A 17203-nucleotide genomic window follows, 5' to 3' on the forward strand; every position below is an offset into this window, starting at 1 on the left:
ATCACGGCTTCAGCGTAAGCATCACTGCGCTGGTTGGCTGCAGAGGTACGCTGTAGGTTCCATTGGACGGCGTGATAGTGATGTTGTCTGTACTGCCTACAAGCTTGCCATCGACGCTGCCATCAAAGGTCTGTCCGCCTAGCGACACGCCTGTAGCCGACTCGAAGCCGGGTGCAACCAGCTTCGTCACTTGCGCTGTATCGTAGCCGGGTAGGGAAATGGAGATGTTGCCGGCGAAGGATTCGTCCTTGTTGATGATGACAACGTGGACGATTTTGCTCGAGTCCATCACCGCCCACACCTTGATGTTGGCCGCGGCACTCAACTTGACCGGCAGGAGACGGGGCGTATTTACCGTGGCCATGTGGAACATGAGCAGCCCATAGTAGAGCGGGTTCACTCTTGCCAGGCTATAGGCGACTCGCCCGTCGACGTTCAGCGTGGAGAAGGTGAAGGCGCAATACGAGCATCCACTGGTTCCGTGCCAGTTCACTCCGTCGACGCCGACATTAGCCAGTTCAAACATGCTGTCGATGGCCCATAGCGCAGAGCCGAATGAGTTACTGATCCCGTTAATTCCACCGTTGTCGATGGAATTCATTTCCCCGATCCGGAACATCTGTCCCTGTTGGTGTGCCAGCTCAACATAGGCGGATACAGCCTGCGCCTCCTGGGTGGCAGCCTGGTTGCTCAGCAGATAATTGTCCGGATAGCTCTGCATTTCCGTGTACTCGGCGTAGTTGTGCTGGCTGAATGTCGGCACGCGCGAAAGCTCCTGTGCCTCGAAGGAGACCATGCCGTTCTCGAGCGAACCGAGAGATCCCCAGGAAGCTCCGAGAAACTTTGTCGATGCTGGGACTGCCTGGAGAATAGTGTTTCTCCATTGGGCAAATTGAGACAGATAGTTCGAGATCGAGTAAGTACTGGATCGCCACCCATAGGCGGCATATTTATCGGGCTCGTTGCCGATCTCAATGGCATCGACTGTGCCGCCGGGCATGTTCTTGATGTACGTGTACGCTTGATCCTGCGCCAGTGATGGATTGTTCGCGCCCAGATTGACGCCGAGGGTGAAGTGGACGGGAAGCGCCTGTGTGAGTTCGGCGAACGGCGTCACCGTATCGGAAGTGGGATAGCCAGAGGTGTCAGACGAGTAGCCTCCCACGCGGATGACAAACTTGCGCGAGCCCGGGTTGATGAGATTCTGCACAAGCTGGCGGTAGATCGGGTTCACACCGTTCTTCGACGATCCCATGAACCACTGGGCATCATTCCACTCGTGAGAGAGTCCGATGAAGTTCGACTGAACATATCTGCCAAGAGTGGTGCCGATGGTTGCCGATGCTGAAGCAGGACTGTCGACCTGAAGAGAATATGGCTGGCTGGTGCTTCCGCCGGGACTCGGGTTCTGAACTGTAACCAGGACGCGGCTTGAACTGCCTGCTGGGACAGACGCCTGGAGCGTTTTGACCGATTGGAACGTGGTAGATACAGCCGTGCCGTTCACGAGAACCTTGCTGCCGGGAACGAAGCCACTGCCGGTCAATGTCACTACTTTGGTCGTGCCGGGCGCGAGGTGCGTGGGGCTGGCGGCATTCACGACGGGCAGGGGATTCTGAAAGGTGAGCTGATATGTAGCGCGGACCTGGGAATTTGCAGCCAGACTCGCAACCACCGTCACGGCGGAACTCGAGGGCATAGCTGCCGGTGCGATATATGTGCCATTGCTGTTGATCGATCCGGAACCCTGGATGCTCCAGTTGATAGCCCATGTGCGTCCGAGGTCAGGCGAGCCGGTGACGTTGGCGCGGAACTGGACTGGTAGCCCGAGCCTCGCGGTACCGGTATTGGTGCCGTTCTGATCAAAGGCGTTCAGGTTGATCACCAGAGGCTTGATGGGCACAGCGAGGTTTGGGCTCGTGCCACCGCCTGGAGCCGGGGTTTTCGCTCCTACCTGGATGGATCCATAGGAGTTATAGGGAATCCACACTTTAAGTGTTACCTGGGTCGAAGATTGATAAGTGGACTGGGCGGCGCTTCCATTGACATAGAAGACAGTGCTGGGCTGGAAGTTCTGCCCGACCACGACCAGGTTCGTTGTCGTGTCGGTGGGCAATGGCCATCCGGTGGCGTAATGAATATCGGGGACGGGATTCTGCAACTGGAAGCTATAGGACGCTGACACAGAGCTGTTCGCACTGGCGTGGGCGGTGATAACGATGTTCGAGTTCGAGGACATCGTGGCTGGCGCTGTATAGGTTGCCGTATATGAGCCTGTAACTGACAGGCTTCCGGCGCCGGAGAGCGTCCAGGTGACGGCGGTATTAGTCGTGCCCCGCACGGTCGCGATGAGATTGATGCCTCTTCCCACGCCATCGGTATGGGAATTGGTTCCATTGCCGTTATAGGCATTCAGCGCGATGGTGACCGTCGCAAAAGCGTGGGCGGCGGCGAATATGTTCAAGAAAATAAAAATGTAAACAGCTTTTCCCCATGGACGAAAGATCATCTCAGGCTACCCCTCTTTAGGTAACGTGCGCAGGCACTTATGTAACGTGGCGCAGTTCCGCAGAAGTGAGCTGGAAATCTGTGGAATGCAGAATTTTTAGGCAGGACAGCCGCAGAGATACTTGGAAGTGAAGGGAACTACGATTTCAAGTAATTGATTGTTATGAGGGTCAATCTAACACAAAGACTGAATAAGGTACGTTACCTAATTGCAAAAATATTCAATAAATTGGTTACGTTCGAGGAGGCACCCATGATTTGGGGTATGAAGGGATGCAACCCCAGCATTTTGGGGTATGTATTCAAAATCTGAAAAGACTTCAGCTGCTTCCAGCTACATTAGCCATGCCGTTAAGTCAGTCGATGATCTTCCTGCATGACATTCAGGCATTGCTCTCTCCGTAGGGGGAGCGCTGGAAGTAGGGGAATGGACGTCCAGCCCTTCATATGCTTTGTCAACGATTCCGAAAGTAATTTTTAGCCGGAAACTTCTGACTTCAAAAGATATATGTTGCAACGATCAATGAATAACGACTCCTGCTCTTTCTGGTATCCTGAAATAAGAATGCAATCAATGCAATAAAGAGCCTGCCGGGAAATCGGCAGGCTCTTTATTGCTAGGAATCAGGACTTTGCATTAAACTTTCCTGTTTTCAGTACTTTACAACATTGAAAACAGAAGCCATGATGTTTCAAAGACTTACCCCTCCCCCCAGGGAGGGAGAGACGGGCGCAAACAGCTTCTCAGGCTTGTTTCCCGATAGGAGAACCTGCGCGTTCTTTCCAGCGGCCGTTGGTGAAGTCGGGAAATTTCATCGGAGCGCTGCCTTGCGCTACCGATTGAACACTCAAAGGGCCGGGAGCAGACCAGGCGGCTGCGTCATAGACATCTATGTCTGGAGACAGTCCCTTGCGCATACATTCGAGCAGGCGGAAGAGCATGATGAAATCCATGCCTCCATGACCGCCGAGCTTCTTTGCGAGATCGCCCTCGTTTCTCCATAACGGATGCTGATACTGATCCTTGTAGCGTTCTATCGTGCCCCATTGCTCGCCGCCCTCCTGCCCATCAAAGTAAATGCGCGGAGGATAGTCGGCGAAAACTCCCTTGGTGCCGCCGATGACGTTGATGCGGTCGTAGGGGTGTGGATTGGAGACATCGTGCTTGAGGGTGATGGTGAGGCCGTTAGCGGTCTTGATAAGCGAGGTGTTCAGGTCGCCGGTGATGTAGTGTTCCGACCACTTGGGATCGCCCTGGGAGACATGCGCCTTGCGATACGCATCGAGGCCTTTCTGCGGGCCGCTCATGGAAACGATGTAGTCAAAACGGTCGCCGCGGTTGACACCCATGTAGTTGGATACGGGGCCGAGTCCATGAGTGGGGTAGAGATTCCCGTTCCACCGGGTATGAAAGTTGCGGCGCCAGAGGCCTTCGCCCTGGTTTGAAAACAGCTCTTCGCGCAGATCGTGAAGGTAAGCGGCTTCGCCATAGAGCAGATCTCCAAACTGGCCTGCCTGAACCATGCGGAGGATCAGCGTCTCGTTGAACCCGTAACAACAGTTCTCCAGCATGACGCAGTGCTTGCGTGTTTCTTCCGAAGTGTGGACGAGCTTCCAGCAATCTTCAATGCTGGTGGCGGCGGGAACCTCGACGGCGACGTGCTTTCCATGCTGCATGGCAGCGAGCGCCATGGGAACATGCCAATTCCAGGGAGTGGCAATAATGACGAGGTCAATGTCATTGCGCGCTACCAGGGATTCATAGTGGTGGTCGCCCTTTGTGTAAAGTTCGGGAGATTTCTGTCCAGTCTTTTCAACCAGTGAGCGGGCGTGTTCGGCTTTGCTTTGGACAATGTCGCACAGAGCCACGATCTGTGCGGCACAGCCAAGGAGGTTGCCGAGCAAAGAAGTCCCGCGGCCTCCAGTGCCGATCAGACCGATGCGCGGATTCATTGCGGTGTAAGGAAAGTCGATCATGCTCTGCGTATTATGCTGTACAACCGCTTCCAGCGCGGGGAGGTTGATGGCTGCGGCGCTCATAGCGCTCATGCGGAGAAAGCTTCTCCGATCCAAATCGTGGCGACCGTCCATATATGGTATGCCCTTTCCTGCGCTGCGAAGAAAACAGGAATGATCCAGCTAACGTTTGATTGCGATTTTCTATTTGTAGATAAAAATAGAAATAAAAACAAATAAAAAATGAGCGGGGCAATATTAACTCTTTGGTAACTGAGGCCAAGAAAGACAGCTGTCATTATCAGGCAGTATTTCCATACAATTCACTCAAGGAAAGAGTACGTGCGCAAGATATCATTACTGTTTTCCTGCCTGTTCCTAACGGCTCTATGATGCACGACTGCCGATTCAGTGGAGTGGAATAACCCTCAATTACTCTAATGGACTTCATTTAGCAGGAGTAGGAACCAACGGCGCACACTGGTCAACCGTTGTTCCTGCAAGCGAAATCTTTACTTGCGAAATATGGGCAGCAAAATTATATAAGGAATCGAAGAAAGATCTTCTTGTTCTGAACCGTAGTCATGATCCCGAAGGATACGGCACAGAATTGACCATTTTGACTTTCGACCAGAAAGGTCTTCCCGTCCCATGGCAGGCCATTGGTCAATTTACATCAACGGCCAATGGAATTACACAGTTGATCAAAGAAAATCAAAATGAGGATTCTGCACTGATTATCCCAATGCGCGAAGGTGACCGGTACGATGGTTTTGCTTACCTTCACCATCTCATCGAGATAAATACTACTGGATTTAAAAAGGTAATTGGACCTAGCCTTTCAACGAATTGGCCAATGATCGCTGGCAATCAAAAGGCATTAAGCGGAACAGAGAGCAAAGACACATGGAGCGAAAATTTTGCGACGGGCAGCCAGAACAAAGATCAAGCCACTTTGCAAGCTGTCGCATATCCTGGCCCAACAAGCGGACTAGGGGGAATAACACTGTCGGATGGAACAAAAAGTATGTTTCCATCAATACTGGTAGTCAATTCAGCCGATGGGACGCGCACAATCTATTTCGCTGGTGACGTCCCTGATGCTCTTCAAGGAATGACTAAAAAGCCCTATGTTGTTCAGTTGGTTGGACAAACATGTGAAGAAGAAGAATGTCGGCCATTGCTTTTAATTGCAACAGAACACTGACCCAATAGTCGATTACTTCAGCAACCAACGAGGTCGATCATCACGTGATCGACCTTTCTGATTTTCGCCATACTGTTTCTTGGAATTAGACTGAAGATCAGAGGAGGCTACTATGATAGACATCACAAGCAAGTTCTTTGAGCAGGTGGAAGAGCGCATCGAGCGCTACAACCTGCTGGCGCATCCTTTCTATACGGCATGGACGGCAGGCGAGCTGACGCGCGAAGATCTGCGCGAATATGCGGCGGAATACTGGCATCATGTTTCAGGGTTTCCCGCTTACCTGAGCGCGCTCCATGCACGCCTGGGAGACGGGCCTTCGCGGCGCATGGTGGCGGGCAATCTTGCGGATGAGGAAGGCGTAACTTCGCCGGATGGCCGCGCACACAGCGATCTCTGGATGGATTTTGCCAGGGGTATGGGCGCAGAGGAAGGCGAAGTGAAGGCGCGGCAGCTCGAGCAGGAGACACAGGCGTTGCTGGCGGGTTTCCGGGAAATTGCGAAAGAAGGCAGTCCCGTTGCAGCGTTGGCAGCATTTTATGCGTATGAATCGCGTGTACCTGCAATTGCGCGCGAAAAAGCCCGCGGTTTGAAAGAACGTTATGAGGCTGACGCTGTCACCTCACGCTATTTCACCCTGCACCAGACGGCTGACGTGCTGCATGCTAATGTCTGGCGGGAATTGATTATGCAGGAGCTCAAGCGAAATCCGGAGGCCGGAGCCGAGGCCCTGAATGCTGCGGAGCGTGTGGCTGCGATGCTATGGTCAACGCTGGATGGAGTGGAGCGGGGCAGGCAGGCGCGAAAAGCATCGCCGGTTGCTCAAGCTTAAGAAAAGCTGAAGGTCTCGAAGGGTGGCACAGCGGCCGGCTGTGCCACTTTTATTGTGGAGAAGCTCCGTGCGTCTGACCTGAATGCGAGCGGGCAACCTTAAGGGCATGGAACAACCCAACGCGCACGCGGATCCCGCATTTTCTGCACCGGATGGGGTATCGCAATGCCGCAAGATAAGGGATGTCCCTTAAACGGAACCGCGAAAGGCGGATCTGCGAAGAATAGCATTCTGGGCAAAGCATGGCAGCACAATCCCGGGGTTGTTGTGGGGATTTGTGTGTTGGATGCGAGAGAGCCTCGCCTGGGAAGCATTTCCTCGACAAAATAAGGAATTTTAAGGAAATTTGCACTATTTCTGAGGTAATGTATCTCTACCCTGTCCCCTCTGGAGGTGGCCTGTGGTGTGGGATGTTTCCTTTACCTGTGACATTTGCGGCAAGAAAAAGGGCGAGGCCAATCACTGGTGGATGGTGATGCTGGGTGACGTTCCCTGCTTTGACGAAGGGCAGCCCTCGCAGCGGTTTACGCTGCTTCCATGGAATATTGCCGAGAGCCGCAATCCGGATATCTACCACCTCTGCGGACAGGGCTGCGCCATGCAGGCCATGGAGCGGTTTATGTCGAGCGGCAAGATTGAATCGGAGCTTTCGGCGCACCTGCGCTAAAGACTTCAGGCAGGCACAAAGGCTGAGCCCGAACTACTCTCCAAAGAGACTTGGGCCTGTGCGCGAGGTCGTCTTCTTTGCTTTGGAAGCATGTGTTGCAGATGGTCCCGGCGAAGAAAGCATGGCTAGCAGGTCTTTCAATTCCGTGCGGAGACGTTGCAGACGCGCTTGGCTTTTGTCGGCAAGGTGATTCGTAGCCGTTTCTTTGAGCGGAAGCTCGGGTTGCGAGTTTGACTTTTTGCCTTCGCGTCCTTCAGCCTGCAAGACCTGCCGTGCTCCAGCGATGGTGTAGCCTTCCTCATGCAGCAGGCGCTTCACGCGCAGGGCCAGCTCGACATCGCGCTTGCGATAGAGACGCTGGCCCGTGCCGCTCTTGTTCGGTTTGAGCTGAGGAAACTCGGACTCCCAGAAGCGCAGGACGTAAGCCTGCACCTGGCAGAGCTTGGCTACTTCGCCGATGCGAAAGTACAGCTTGTCCGGAATCGCGGCGGTTACCGCTCCTTTTTGTCGCGCCGGACGTTGCGGCGCATGCTTGTGCTTATGCATTCAAAGGCCCGGCTGGCCGAAGTATAAAGCCATCCTCCAAAGTATAGGCCACGTGCATGTGAGTTTTGCAACCTAAGAAATTCTGAGGGACTCCGCTTCGTCAGCTGAGATGGGTTCGCGCGACGGAACACCGGCTGTGGCAGCGCGCAGATACTGTGACGGCCAGGAGGTTTTCTGGCCCAGATCATCGGCTGCATGCAATGCCCAGTAAGGATCGCGCAGGAATTCGCGCGCCATGAAGACAAGATCAGCCTGGCCAGTGCGCAGAATGTGGTCTGCCTGCGCAGGCTCGGTGATCATGCCGACAGCTCCGGTGGCAATGCCCGCCTGCCTGCGGATCTGCTCGGCGAAGTGCGTCTGATAGCCGGGGCCAACGGGAATCTTGGCGCCGGGAACCATACCGCCGGAAGAGACATCGATGAGATCAACATCGCGGCGGCGCAGGTCGCCAGCGAGCCGGATGGATTCCTGCAGGTTCCATCCGCCATCGGCCCAATCGGTCGCCGAGATGCGGACGAAGAGCGGGCGCTCGTGGCTCCATTCCTCGCGGACTTCGTGGACGATTTCCGTGAGAAGGCGGATGCGATTTTCAAAGGAGCCGCCATATTTGTCACTGCGCTGGTTACTTAATGGACTCAGGAATTCATGCAGCAGATAGCCATGCGCAGCATGGATTTCTATGACATCGAAACCGGCGAGTTTAGCGCGTCGAGTCGCCTGCCTGAATGCAGCGGTGATACGTTCGATTCCTGCCTGATCAAGAGCTTTTGGTTGCGCGTAATGAGGCGCGAAGGGAATGGCGCTTGGCGCGACGACGTTCTCGGGCCAGCCTCCGTCCTCGGCGGCAACGACGCGTTCGCCGTCCCATGGCCGTGACATGCTGGCCTTGCGCCCGGCATGCGCCAGCTGAATGCCGGCAAAGACCCCCTGCCGGTGCAGAAAATCGACGATGCGCTTGAGCGGCGCGATGTGATCATCCTTCCAGAGACCGAGATCGCCCGGACTGATGCGTCCTTCGGGAGTGACTGCGGTTGCTTCGGTGATAACGAGTCCTGCTCCACCGACAGCGCGGCTTCCCAGGTGAACAAGGTGCCAGTCATTGGCGAAGCCATCTTCGGCTGAGTACTGGCACATGGGTGAGACAACAACGCGGTTGGGCAAAGTTACATTGCGAAAAGAAAAGGGCAGGAAGAGGCTTGCATTGTTAGAAGGCATAGTCACGCTCCTGTCTAAAGATGCGAGGGCGAAACAATAGTTGCAGAGCGGGAAGCTCGCTGCAAGTTAAGTTTGCAGCCAGCAATTCATAGACGTACTCAAAGAAAAAGAGGCTTCGCGCGTGGGGAAGCCTCTTGAATCACTGCTCCTTGAATCACTACTCTAAGGATGGCTGCGATCTGCCGGCGCAATTTTTTGCCTCCGTTATTGGCCCCTCCCTAAGTAGGCCGTTGTCGGAAATCGCGCTTGTCACTCTACAGATAGAAGCAAATCAAGCAGCCGTCCTATATGTTGTATCTACCTTGTGAATAAGTCAAGAAAATTGCACACATTTTCGGGCACTTTCGTACTGTTCCCGATTTGCTGTTCGAATAGAGATCACGGAATGCCGATAAGCAAACCGCAGCTCATGCCTATGGATTGCTGATGACCTCCGGCGAAGCTGTAGTCATAAGCGGGTTCAAGAAACCAGCCGAAGCGATGTTTCCCCGTCGGCCAGAACATGAAGTCTCCTGCCACTTCTCCTGATAGGGTGTTGGATGTTTTCCCGTTCTGTCTGAGGTGGACCCACTCAGGGCCGATGCCAAACATGAACTCAGCCTTCCGGGATATGGTCCACGGTTTTTTGAAGAGCAGATCGGTGTCCCATTCTGTCGACTTCCTGGTGTAGAAAGGTGACACTCCGGCTTCGAGTTCCAACCAGTTTTCGATCGGCGTAACTTCCGCTGCAAGATTCGGCGCAAACGTTGCTGCACCTCCGCTGAAGTTCCAGCTGGTAGCTGCACCAAGCTCAAGGATGGCTACAGGGTCCTCATCATCGTTGGTATCTTGCCGATGGTCCGAGGACTGATTCAAGGAAGTCTGCCCATGCGTAGACAGACACACAAAAAGAAACAGCGCAAACACTCGTGTACGCATAGATGTCTCCAGAGTGAGTTGTGGATGGGAATCAATAGCTAGGAGAAGACGGCTATGCGGGGAGGCCGGAAAATAGACGAGTGCGTAGCGGGAACAGGTGAATAGGAGTCAAGCCAGACACGGGAGATCGCCGTATTCACCGGATCCAGAACCAGGCTTATATTCGGGAGTCCATGAAAACCGCAACACCAGCAGATGCCGTTGCATGTGTCCGGCTCGGGAGGCAGCGAATGGTTGGCCGCAGGCTGTGGGGAAGAGAAGGAAATAGCATATGGTCCATCACAAAGATCGCAATGTGGCGTGTGAACTGCCAGGCAGGCCAGCACGCCACACAGTAGCCATGCGATAACGCAGGCCCGCATTGTGATGGAATGATCCATGCTCTTAACAATAAATCTATGCGGGACGGATTGAAATGGGAGCAGTGGTCCGCTTGGCATTTCGGCGAACCACTGCGCGGGAAGGGTTACTTATAACTGCGGAATGGGGAAGCCGCGTCATGAATGGGGATTCGGCGGCCTGCTTCTCTAAATCGAAACCGGCTGGGCAAGCCATTCGTCGAATCGCACCTTTCCGAGCATTGCGTTGTTTTCGGGAACGAGTGCGCGTTCGGTCACTTTTATGCCATAGTAAGTTGCCTGCGGATCAGCGACAACTTTGCGCGGATCCTTGTATGCGGCCAGACCGTGCCGGATAAGTTCATCGAGGCGGAACTGTTCCGGTCCCCCTATTTCCACGATGCCATTCACCGGTGAGCCCGTTGCGATGCGGCCTACCGCGCTGGCGACGTCGTCAGCAGCCATAGGCTGGATCAGCGCAGACGGCAGGTGCACCTCGTTGCCCTGGGTGGAGAAATCGGCGATGCCCTTGACGAATTCATAGAACTGCGTCGCGCGGACGATCGAGTAGGGGATAGATGAAGCTCTGATCAGGTTTTCCTGAGCGATCTTTGCGCGGAAGTAGCCGCTTTCGAGTAGGCGTTCCGTCCCTACGACCGACAATGCCACGTGATGTTCCACGCCTGCAGCTGCTTCATAGGCGAGGAGATTACGGGTTGATGTCTCAAAGAAATTCATCACTGCCGCGTCTTCCCATGACGGAGCATTGGAAACGTCCACGACTACCGATGCACTCTTCAGCGCTTCGGCCAGTCCCTCACAGGTAAGCGTGTTGACGCCGGACTTGGGTGATGCCGCTACCGCTTCGTGCCCGTGCTCACGAAGTTTGTTGACGAGCTTTGATCCTATGAGTCCACTACCGCCGATAACTACGATTTTCATAACTAATCCTTTCGCCATGCTCTGCATCGAGCACGTTGTAAGTCCAATTCCTCGGAGAGGGGTGATTGAGTTCTCAAATTGGGATACCTGGTCAGCCGTAGAAGCTACTTCATAGGGATCAGAACAGGCGCGTCTTTGTCTTTGACCAGAAAGACGAGAAATCTGGCCGGTTTAATATTGCTGGCATTGCGGCCAACGATGTGAACGTCGCTGGGGGCTTCATAGAATGTCTGTCCAGGTGTCAGTGTGACAGGCTTTCCACCCTTGACTTGCATCACGATGGATCCCTCGAGCACGTAGAGAAATGCGTAAGCATTGTGCCGATGAATGGGGTCCGAAGCACCAGGCGGATATTCGACTGTGATCATCAGGCCTTCTTTGCCACGGAAGTCCGCCAAATCCTTCGACATAAGCGGCGTGACCTTTGCCTCCTGGGCCATCAATGTGATGGAGATGAAGCACAGCAGTATCAATATTGCTTTCAATGCGTGACTCCTTTCTTCATCGCCCGAAGCAACGGCTGACGCCGAGCGGGCGTATGTACCAGCAAGGACCTGGCAGAGGAGTGTTTTGTGACATGCGGTTTTCCACATGCCTGATCCAGGCATGGATCCGCATGCAACAAAATGGCGCGACACGACTTTTGCGATTATGAATGCTGACTGGACGCTTGTAGCGAATGTGAGATCGTCGCGAGCTTTGCCGGATTCATGACCCACAGAATCCGATTAATGCCCTGCGGCGAGACATCCAGTGCAAGAAGTGCATAGATGGCGCCATTGCGCGTAATGAATACCGAGGCTTGCCCGTTCACCTGCATCTTTGTAACGGTCAAATCCGCCCAGAAACGTGAAGAGAAGATAGCGATAAGTTTCGCCACGCGCTCACGGCCGAGAACTGGAATGCGTGCCGCTCCTGTAATTCCGCCACCATCGCTGATGGAAACAATATCCTCGGTAAAGATCTCTTTGAGCGCGGTTATGTCTCCCTTTTGTACTGCGGAAAGAAATGCCTCAAGAAAGCGATGGTGTTCGGCGGAACTTACCTGCGCTCGCCGTCCTGCGGCAATATCCTTGCGCGCTCGGGTGACCAGTTGGCGTGTATTGGCCTCAGTGAGTTGAAGAATGTCCGCGATATCGCGATAGGAATAATCGAAAGCCTCGCGAAGAACATAGGCGGCACGTTCATTCGGTGAAAGTTTCTCGAGCAAAATCAGCACGACCAGCTCCAATGCCTCACCGCGGTCTGCTCCAAGGGTTGGATCGGCCGCAGTGTCGACAGGCTCTGGAAGCCAGGGGCCGATGTATGTCTCACGGCGGGAGCGTGCGGACTGCGCAAGATTGATCGCCAGTCGCACCGTAGTCGTTACAAGAAATGCCGTCGCGTCTCGAACGACGCTCCGGTCTGTGGCTTGCCAGCGCAGCCATACATCCTGGACAACGTCCTCCGCTTCGGCAGCAGTGCCGAGCATGCGGTAGGCGATACCGAAAAGGCGCGGACGTACGCTGAGAAACGCGCAAGTAGCGCTGTCGAGTGTGTCACTGCTGTCGGAGCGCTGGGGCTGCATCAGTCCTATTTTACTGGCCGTACATTTCGTTCCGGAGAAATCTCAAAATCAGTCCTCGAAGGGATTTAGTATTCCGCTGGCGTCGCGCTATACCTGCCATGCGCATGCATCATCAATTGGCCGCATTGATCACCTCAGCGCCTTTGTCGCTGAAATATACAAGCCCATCGCCCAGCATCGCCATTCCCTGAATAACAGCCATATCGTGTGGCATTGCATTCGCCATCTTCTTGAGCCATGCGGGAGTGAAAATCGTATCCCACTGCGCGAAGAGTTGAGCTGTGTTCTTGATGAGAAGATGTTTTGACGGACCGAAATTCACTCTGAGCGGGAAGTTTGTATAGCGTGCGGCCCCTGCTTTGTCGGCTGCCATCACTGCTTTGTAAAACCCCTGAGCTTTCGCCTCGAAGGCAGCATCGCTTTCATCGGTTATGTTCTTGTACCGGCGGCCGGTTTCAGGTTCGCCCGGACCGCCACCGCCGCTGAGAGTCACTGGATAACTTTTGCCATCTTTAGAGGTCCAGGTCCCTTCCAGGCCAACGCTATTTTCAAACGTCAATGGTTGGCTCCCGTTCGAGCCGTTCCCTTTGAACTTTAGGGAGAATGCGCCTCCGCCTGGCTCGTGAAGCACAAGGGGTACTCCCGCGCCTCCAGTGAGTGGAATGTCGGTCAGATATTTCTGATAGAAGTAATGGCTTGGAGAAACGAGCTGGCCATTCTGAATGATAAGCGTCATGCCGATTCGGGATGATCCGAGCGTCCCCTCATAGTTGGCGTTGATTGCTTCCTCAGCCTTGTTTTGGGCCACAGCAGACCCGGCCAGTACCAGGCAAACAGCACTGACAGCAAAATTCAGCATGGCCTTCATGAAGCACCTCATCTCTGTTTAACAAATTTCGCCCTTATAAAACAGGCGTCCGCCAGTTTTATTCCGTGGCGGCTGGATCGATGCTCAACTCCAGCATGCCAATGGCAGATTCACCTGATCCGCGGAACGAAGAGAACATTTTCAGCGTATGGTTCTTCGTAAGGAGAAAGATAAGAACCCATGAAGCGATACATTTTCCCTGTCCTGGCATTCTCTCTGCTGGTTGCGGCTGGCTGTCGCATTCAGGTCGACAAGTCAAAGAATGGCGAAGACAAGAACGTGAAGATTGATACGCCAATGGGCGGGCTTCATGTCCGCAAGGACCAGATGAGCGCGGCTGATGTAGGGCTGCCGGTATATCCGGGCGCGCAGGTTGCCTCGGACAAGGACAATGACAAGTCGGCGGACATTCACATGGGATTCGGCAAGTGGCAGTTCCGGATCAAAGTCATCACGTACCAGACGACGGATTCGGCAGATAACGTACTCGGTTTCTATCGTAAAGCGCTGGGCCGTTATGGAGATGTGATCGAATGCAATGGCAATACTGCAGTGGGCGCGCCGGCAACGACGCGTGAAGGACTCACATGCAAGGGCGGCCCCTCGAAAGATGTTCACGTACAGGAGGCGAGCGACGGGATGAACCTGCGCGCGGGGTCAATGCATCACCAGCATATTGTCGGCATTGATAAAAGTAGCGGCGCCGGCAATACAAAATTTGCGCTGGTGGAACTTGAATTGCCGGAAGGCGTGAGCAACTCGGACGAAAGCCAGTAGAAAACTCTATTGAAGTGCTGCTGAGATTATAAAAAGGCCCGCTTTCTTCAGCGGGCCTCTTGCTCTCTACCGGTGACCGCCGTGTGGACCTCTCGCATATCCGCCGGCATGCTCACGGCCCGCATCATGGGGAGCAGGACCAATGTTGCCCCGTCCATCGCGCGCTTCGTTCGGGTGAAAATGATAGAACGCCCGCTCGCCACGCTCCGGAAACGGTCCTACGTATCCATGATGAGGATCAAAGCGGTTATCGACATGGCCGTAAAAGCCAGGATGACCATGGAACCATGGGCCTGCTCCGATAAAAACACCATTAAGGAACCAGTCAGGTCCATAGTAGCCATAGGGAGCACAGTTGTATGGCGCATAGTCGAAGTATCCGTATGGGCATACCGGAGCTGGTCCAATGTTAATGGAAATCTGAGCGGGCGCTACAGATACACAGCTCACCAGCACAGCAGTGAGAGCACAGAAAGCAAGCCACTTCCAGCGAATCATAATCTCTCCTAAATACTCCAGTGAATAAGTCTAAATGGAGAACTATAAATATTTCTCCCACGCTTTTTTTGAGACGGATGAGGCTCCGGGATAGCTCCACATTGCTTTCCCTTCGGCGGTGCGATAGGGTCAAGTTATGGACTCGGTTTGCCATCGCTGCGGGACAGCGCTCAGTTCTCCTGAAATGTTCTGCCCGCATTGCGGAGCGCCGCAGCTGCTATTCAATCCTGCCGATGAGCAGGCGCCGTTCCGCGAATCCTCCGGGCAGGGGCTGCGCGCTTCCGGCAAAACGATGGATTGGCGCGCAGCGGTGCAATCGGCATTACTGCTTGCCCTGCCGGTTGGGCTGCTGAGCTCTCTACTCGATTTCGGAGTTCTGGTGATGCTTGCCGGAGGCTTCTGCGCTGTGGCCCTCTACCGGCGCAAGACGCTTGCTGTGCTGAATAGCTCTGCAGGTTGGCGCATCGGAATGCTTGCCGGAGTGCTGGCGGCGTTTCTATCCAGCATGACCGATGGCCTCAGCATGCTGGTTGAACGCTATGGGCTGCATCGTGGCACAATGATTGACCAGCGCCTGGGCGTGCTTACCCAGCAGATGACAGATCAGATGGCCCACCAGAATCCTGAAGCAGCGCAGCAGATTCCCTGGTTTCTGAACTTCTGGCTCTCGCCGGACGGCCATGCCGCGATTGTGCTGTTTATGTCGATCTTCGCGGCGCTGATGATGATCGCATTTTCAGCAGTGGGCGGAGCGCTGGGAGCACGCGTGTTGGGCGCGCGCCAGCGGCTGTCCACGAATTCCTGATAACAGCGCGGACATTTCGCCGGCTCGCCATTGCACATCTCTATTTCTCTTCATCTGGCGTCGTGATTCCACTCAGACAGGCTTTCCACCCGCCATGCTCGAACTGCTCCTTGTCGCAATATGCGGCGACTGGATAATAGCCCTGCATCTGCTGCTGAGCGCATTTCGCTGCGCTCCTGGCTGTTGCCATGCCCTGGCAGGCGCTGTCAGCAGTTTGCACTGTATTGGCGAAGTCGGGAGTTGGAAGCATGTTTCGCAGAAGAACTGCATTTTGTACAAGCTTGTCAGGTGAGAACTCTAAAAGAGTTACAGTCGGGTCTTTGGAGATGTTGGATGGTTCATCATTGGGATCCGAAATCACCAATGTATAGTAGCCTTCCTTATCAACTTTGATATCCGTATCCTTCTTGCACTGGACTACAGGAAATGGAAAAACATTGTCATTGTTACAGAAAGACCAATAACGCATTTGTTCTCCATGGCCCACAAGCGGATATCCGTCAGTAGAGGTTTCTGGTGGCGTCGGTGCCTTCCCGCGAATCACGACGATTCGTCCGGGCTGATAGCGAACGATTGCGCTGAGATATGCATTGAAGAGATTTGGGAAATGGCTGTCGACCGGCGACAGCGGGGGGAAGAATAAAGCCTCGGGCAATTTCCTGTCAGGCCTCGAGAGGGTGTTTTCCGAAGACTCCCCGGACTTTTCCTGGTTAGCTTCGAATGAGATTTGAGACGGTTGGGTAGTGGCGCAAGGCATTAGGACACGCTCATGCCCGTCAATATCGACAATGATCTCCGGAAGCTGCGACTGCTGTGTTCCGCCAGGTTCCCCATCGACATAAATGCGAAAGATGAGAAAGCCTTGGGCAGCTGTTTTTCCGGTAGGGGAAACACCGTAGATAGAGCCCGGAGGCAATGCTGTATCAGATGTATCTCCTGAAGAAACTGGCTTCGGCACAACCGTGACCTCAAACGTGCTGGGTTGTGAGGGGTCTCCCTCCGGTGTAAATGGATTTGTGCCTTTGATTGTTACAAAATCCTTGTCGGCAATGCTGTCGATGGGCGAGCCTTCCTGCTCGTATGTGCTGACCGAAAGGAAGCGAGCTTTAAGAAACCCGCCCCGCACGATCAGTTTCATTCCAGCTGTGGCAGAGTATGGCATGGTCCAATACTCAGCATTCGTATCGGGATATGCGACATTGAGCTTATGGGAAGTTGTCACATAGGGCCATGCGCAATTACTTGAGGATGGGCCCACCGTGGATTGAGCTTGTGCAGCTCCAGGAAAAGCGAGAAGCGCTAATAGATATAGTGCACACGCCAAAGAAATGCTTTTGCAGATCGCTTTTATGATCTGCTGCAAACCGTGCTTCATAAAAAGACTCCTAAAATAGTCGAACTGTTACTTGGACAGCAAACTACTACCGGCTCAGACAACAAAGCACATCCCGTGGTTGTGGTCTGATTTGTAAGGAAATGTCAGGGCCGCCATGAATACGCTGGCTGTAATCTCTTTATCTTGGGAACGGCCCAATCGCGCGCGTGCTGAGAGCGCGCCT

General features: G+C 54.0%; 16 protein-coding genes. 5 read left to right on the top strand and 11 right to left on the bottom strand.

Annotated elements, in window-relative coordinates:
* Position 1 precedes the first annotated feature (1 nt).
* Positions 2 to 2509 carry a glycosyl hydrolase family protein gene (locus tag AC5S16_RS21060; RefSeq protein WP_493932088.1) on the bottom strand — a complete coding sequence of 836 codons (2508 nt, stop codon included), beginning with the start codon at positions 2507 to 2509 and terminating at the stop codon, positions 2 to 4.
* Positions 2510 to 3252: 743 nt separating this feature from the next.
* Positions 3253 to 4557, bottom strand: coding sequence for a Gfo/Idh/MocA family protein (locus tag AC5S16_RS21065; protein WP_493932089.1), 1305 nt, complete (start codon positions 4555 to 4557; stop codon positions 3253 to 3255).
* 517 nt (positions 4558 to 5074) lie between these two features.
* Between AC5S16_RS21065 and AC5S16_RS21070 the strand changes: the two genes are divergently transcribed.
* The 3 genes from AC5S16_RS21070 to AC5S16_RS21080 all read left to right on the top strand — a co-directional run bounded on the left by AC5S16_RS21070 (position 5075) and on the right by AC5S16_RS21080 (position 7170).
* Entirely contained in the window at positions 5075 to 5671 is a 597-nt protein-coding gene (locus AC5S16_RS21070; RefSeq protein ID WP_493932090.1) for a hypothetical protein, read from the top strand.
* A gap of 112 nt (positions 5672 to 5783) precedes the next feature.
* Positions 5784 to 6503, top strand: a complete 720-nt coding sequence (locus AC5S16_RS21075) for a CADD family putative folate metabolism protein (RefSeq protein ID WP_493932091.1) — start codon at positions 5784 to 5786, stop codon at positions 6501 to 6503.
* Positions 6504 to 6903: 400 nt separating this feature from the next.
* Positions 6904 to 7170: a hypothetical protein gene (locus AC5S16_RS21080; protein WP_493932092.1), complete on the top strand. Its 267-nt coding sequence runs from the start codon at positions 6904 to 6906 to the stop codon at positions 7168 to 7170.
* Between the two features lie 33 nt (positions 7171 to 7203).
* Here the strand turns inward: AC5S16_RS21080 and AC5S16_RS21085 are convergent, their stop codons facing one another.
* From AC5S16_RS21085 to AC5S16_RS21115, 7 genes are all read right to left on the bottom strand, one after another.
* Positions 7204 to 7716, bottom strand: a complete 513-nt coding sequence (locus AC5S16_RS21085) for a MerR family transcriptional regulator (RefSeq protein WP_493932093.1) — start codon at positions 7714 to 7716, stop codon at positions 7204 to 7206.
* A 72-nt stretch (positions 7717 to 7788) separates the two neighbouring features.
* Positions 7789 to 8931: an NADH:flavin oxidoreductase/NADH oxidase gene (locus AC5S16_RS21090; RefSeq protein ID WP_493932094.1), complete on the bottom strand. Its 1143-nt coding sequence runs from the start codon at positions 8929 to 8931 to the stop codon at positions 7789 to 7791.
* Between the two features lie 378 nt (positions 8932 to 9309).
* Entirely contained in the window at positions 9310 to 9849 is a 540-nt protein-coding gene (locus AC5S16_RS21095; RefSeq protein WP_493932095.1) for a hypothetical protein, read from the bottom strand.
* A gap of 527 nt (positions 9850 to 10376) precedes the next feature.
* Positions 10377 to 11129 carry an SDR family oxidoreductase gene (locus AC5S16_RS21100; protein WP_493932096.1) on the bottom strand — a complete coding sequence of 251 codons (753 nt, stop codon included), beginning with the start codon at positions 11127 to 11129 and terminating at the stop codon, positions 10377 to 10379.
* Positions 11130 to 11233: 104 nt separating this feature from the next.
* A complete protein-coding gene (locus tag AC5S16_RS21105; protein WP_493932166.1) occupies positions 11234 to 11569 on the bottom strand; it encodes a cupin domain-containing protein in 336 nt (111 codons plus the stop codon).
* 209 nt (positions 11570 to 11778) lie between these two features.
* Complete coding sequence (locus tag AC5S16_RS21110; protein WP_493932097.1) at positions 11779 to 12696, bottom strand: RNA polymerase sigma-70 factor; 918 nt, start codon at positions 12694 to 12696, stop codon at positions 11779 to 11781.
* Between the two features lie 112 nt (positions 12697 to 12808).
* Positions 12809 to 13564 carry a hypothetical protein gene (locus AC5S16_RS21115; protein WP_493932098.1) on the bottom strand — a complete coding sequence of 252 codons (756 nt, stop codon included), beginning with the start codon at positions 13562 to 13564 and terminating at the stop codon, positions 12809 to 12811.
* Between the two features lie 180 nt (positions 13565 to 13744).
* Between AC5S16_RS21115 and AC5S16_RS21120 the strand changes: the two genes are divergently transcribed.
* Complete coding sequence (locus AC5S16_RS21120; protein WP_493932099.1) at positions 13745 to 14341, top strand: hypothetical protein; 597 nt, start codon at positions 13745 to 13747, stop codon at positions 14339 to 14341.
* A 66-nt stretch (positions 14342 to 14407) separates the two neighbouring features.
* On the opposite strand, the gene AC5S16_RS21125 is transcribed toward AC5S16_RS21120, so the two are convergent.
* On the bottom strand, positions 14408 to 14839 hold the full coding sequence (locus AC5S16_RS21125) for a hypothetical protein (RefSeq protein ID WP_493932100.1): 432 nt from the start codon (positions 14837 to 14839) through the stop codon (positions 14408 to 14410).
* A gap of 136 nt (positions 14840 to 14975) precedes the next feature.
* Here AC5S16_RS21125 and AC5S16_RS21130 point away from each other — a divergent pair, with 136 nt between their 5' ends.
* The gene (locus tag AC5S16_RS21130; RefSeq protein ID WP_493932101.1) at positions 14976 to 15644 is read left to right on the top strand and encodes a zinc ribbon domain-containing protein; all 669 of its coding nucleotides are present in this window, start codon (positions 14976 to 14978) and stop codon (positions 15642 to 15644) included.
* Positions 15645 to 15684: 40 nt separating this feature from the next.
* Here AC5S16_RS21130 and AC5S16_RS21135 read toward each other — a convergent pair whose 3' ends face one another.
* Complete coding sequence (locus AC5S16_RS21135) at positions 15685 to 16866, bottom strand: hypothetical protein (protein WP_493932102.1); 1182 nt, start codon at positions 16864 to 16866, stop codon at positions 15685 to 15687.
* Positions 16867 to 17203 lie beyond the last annotated feature (337 nt).

The sequence above is a fragment of the Acidobacterium sp. FHG110202_01 genome, from assembly GCF_059115305.1.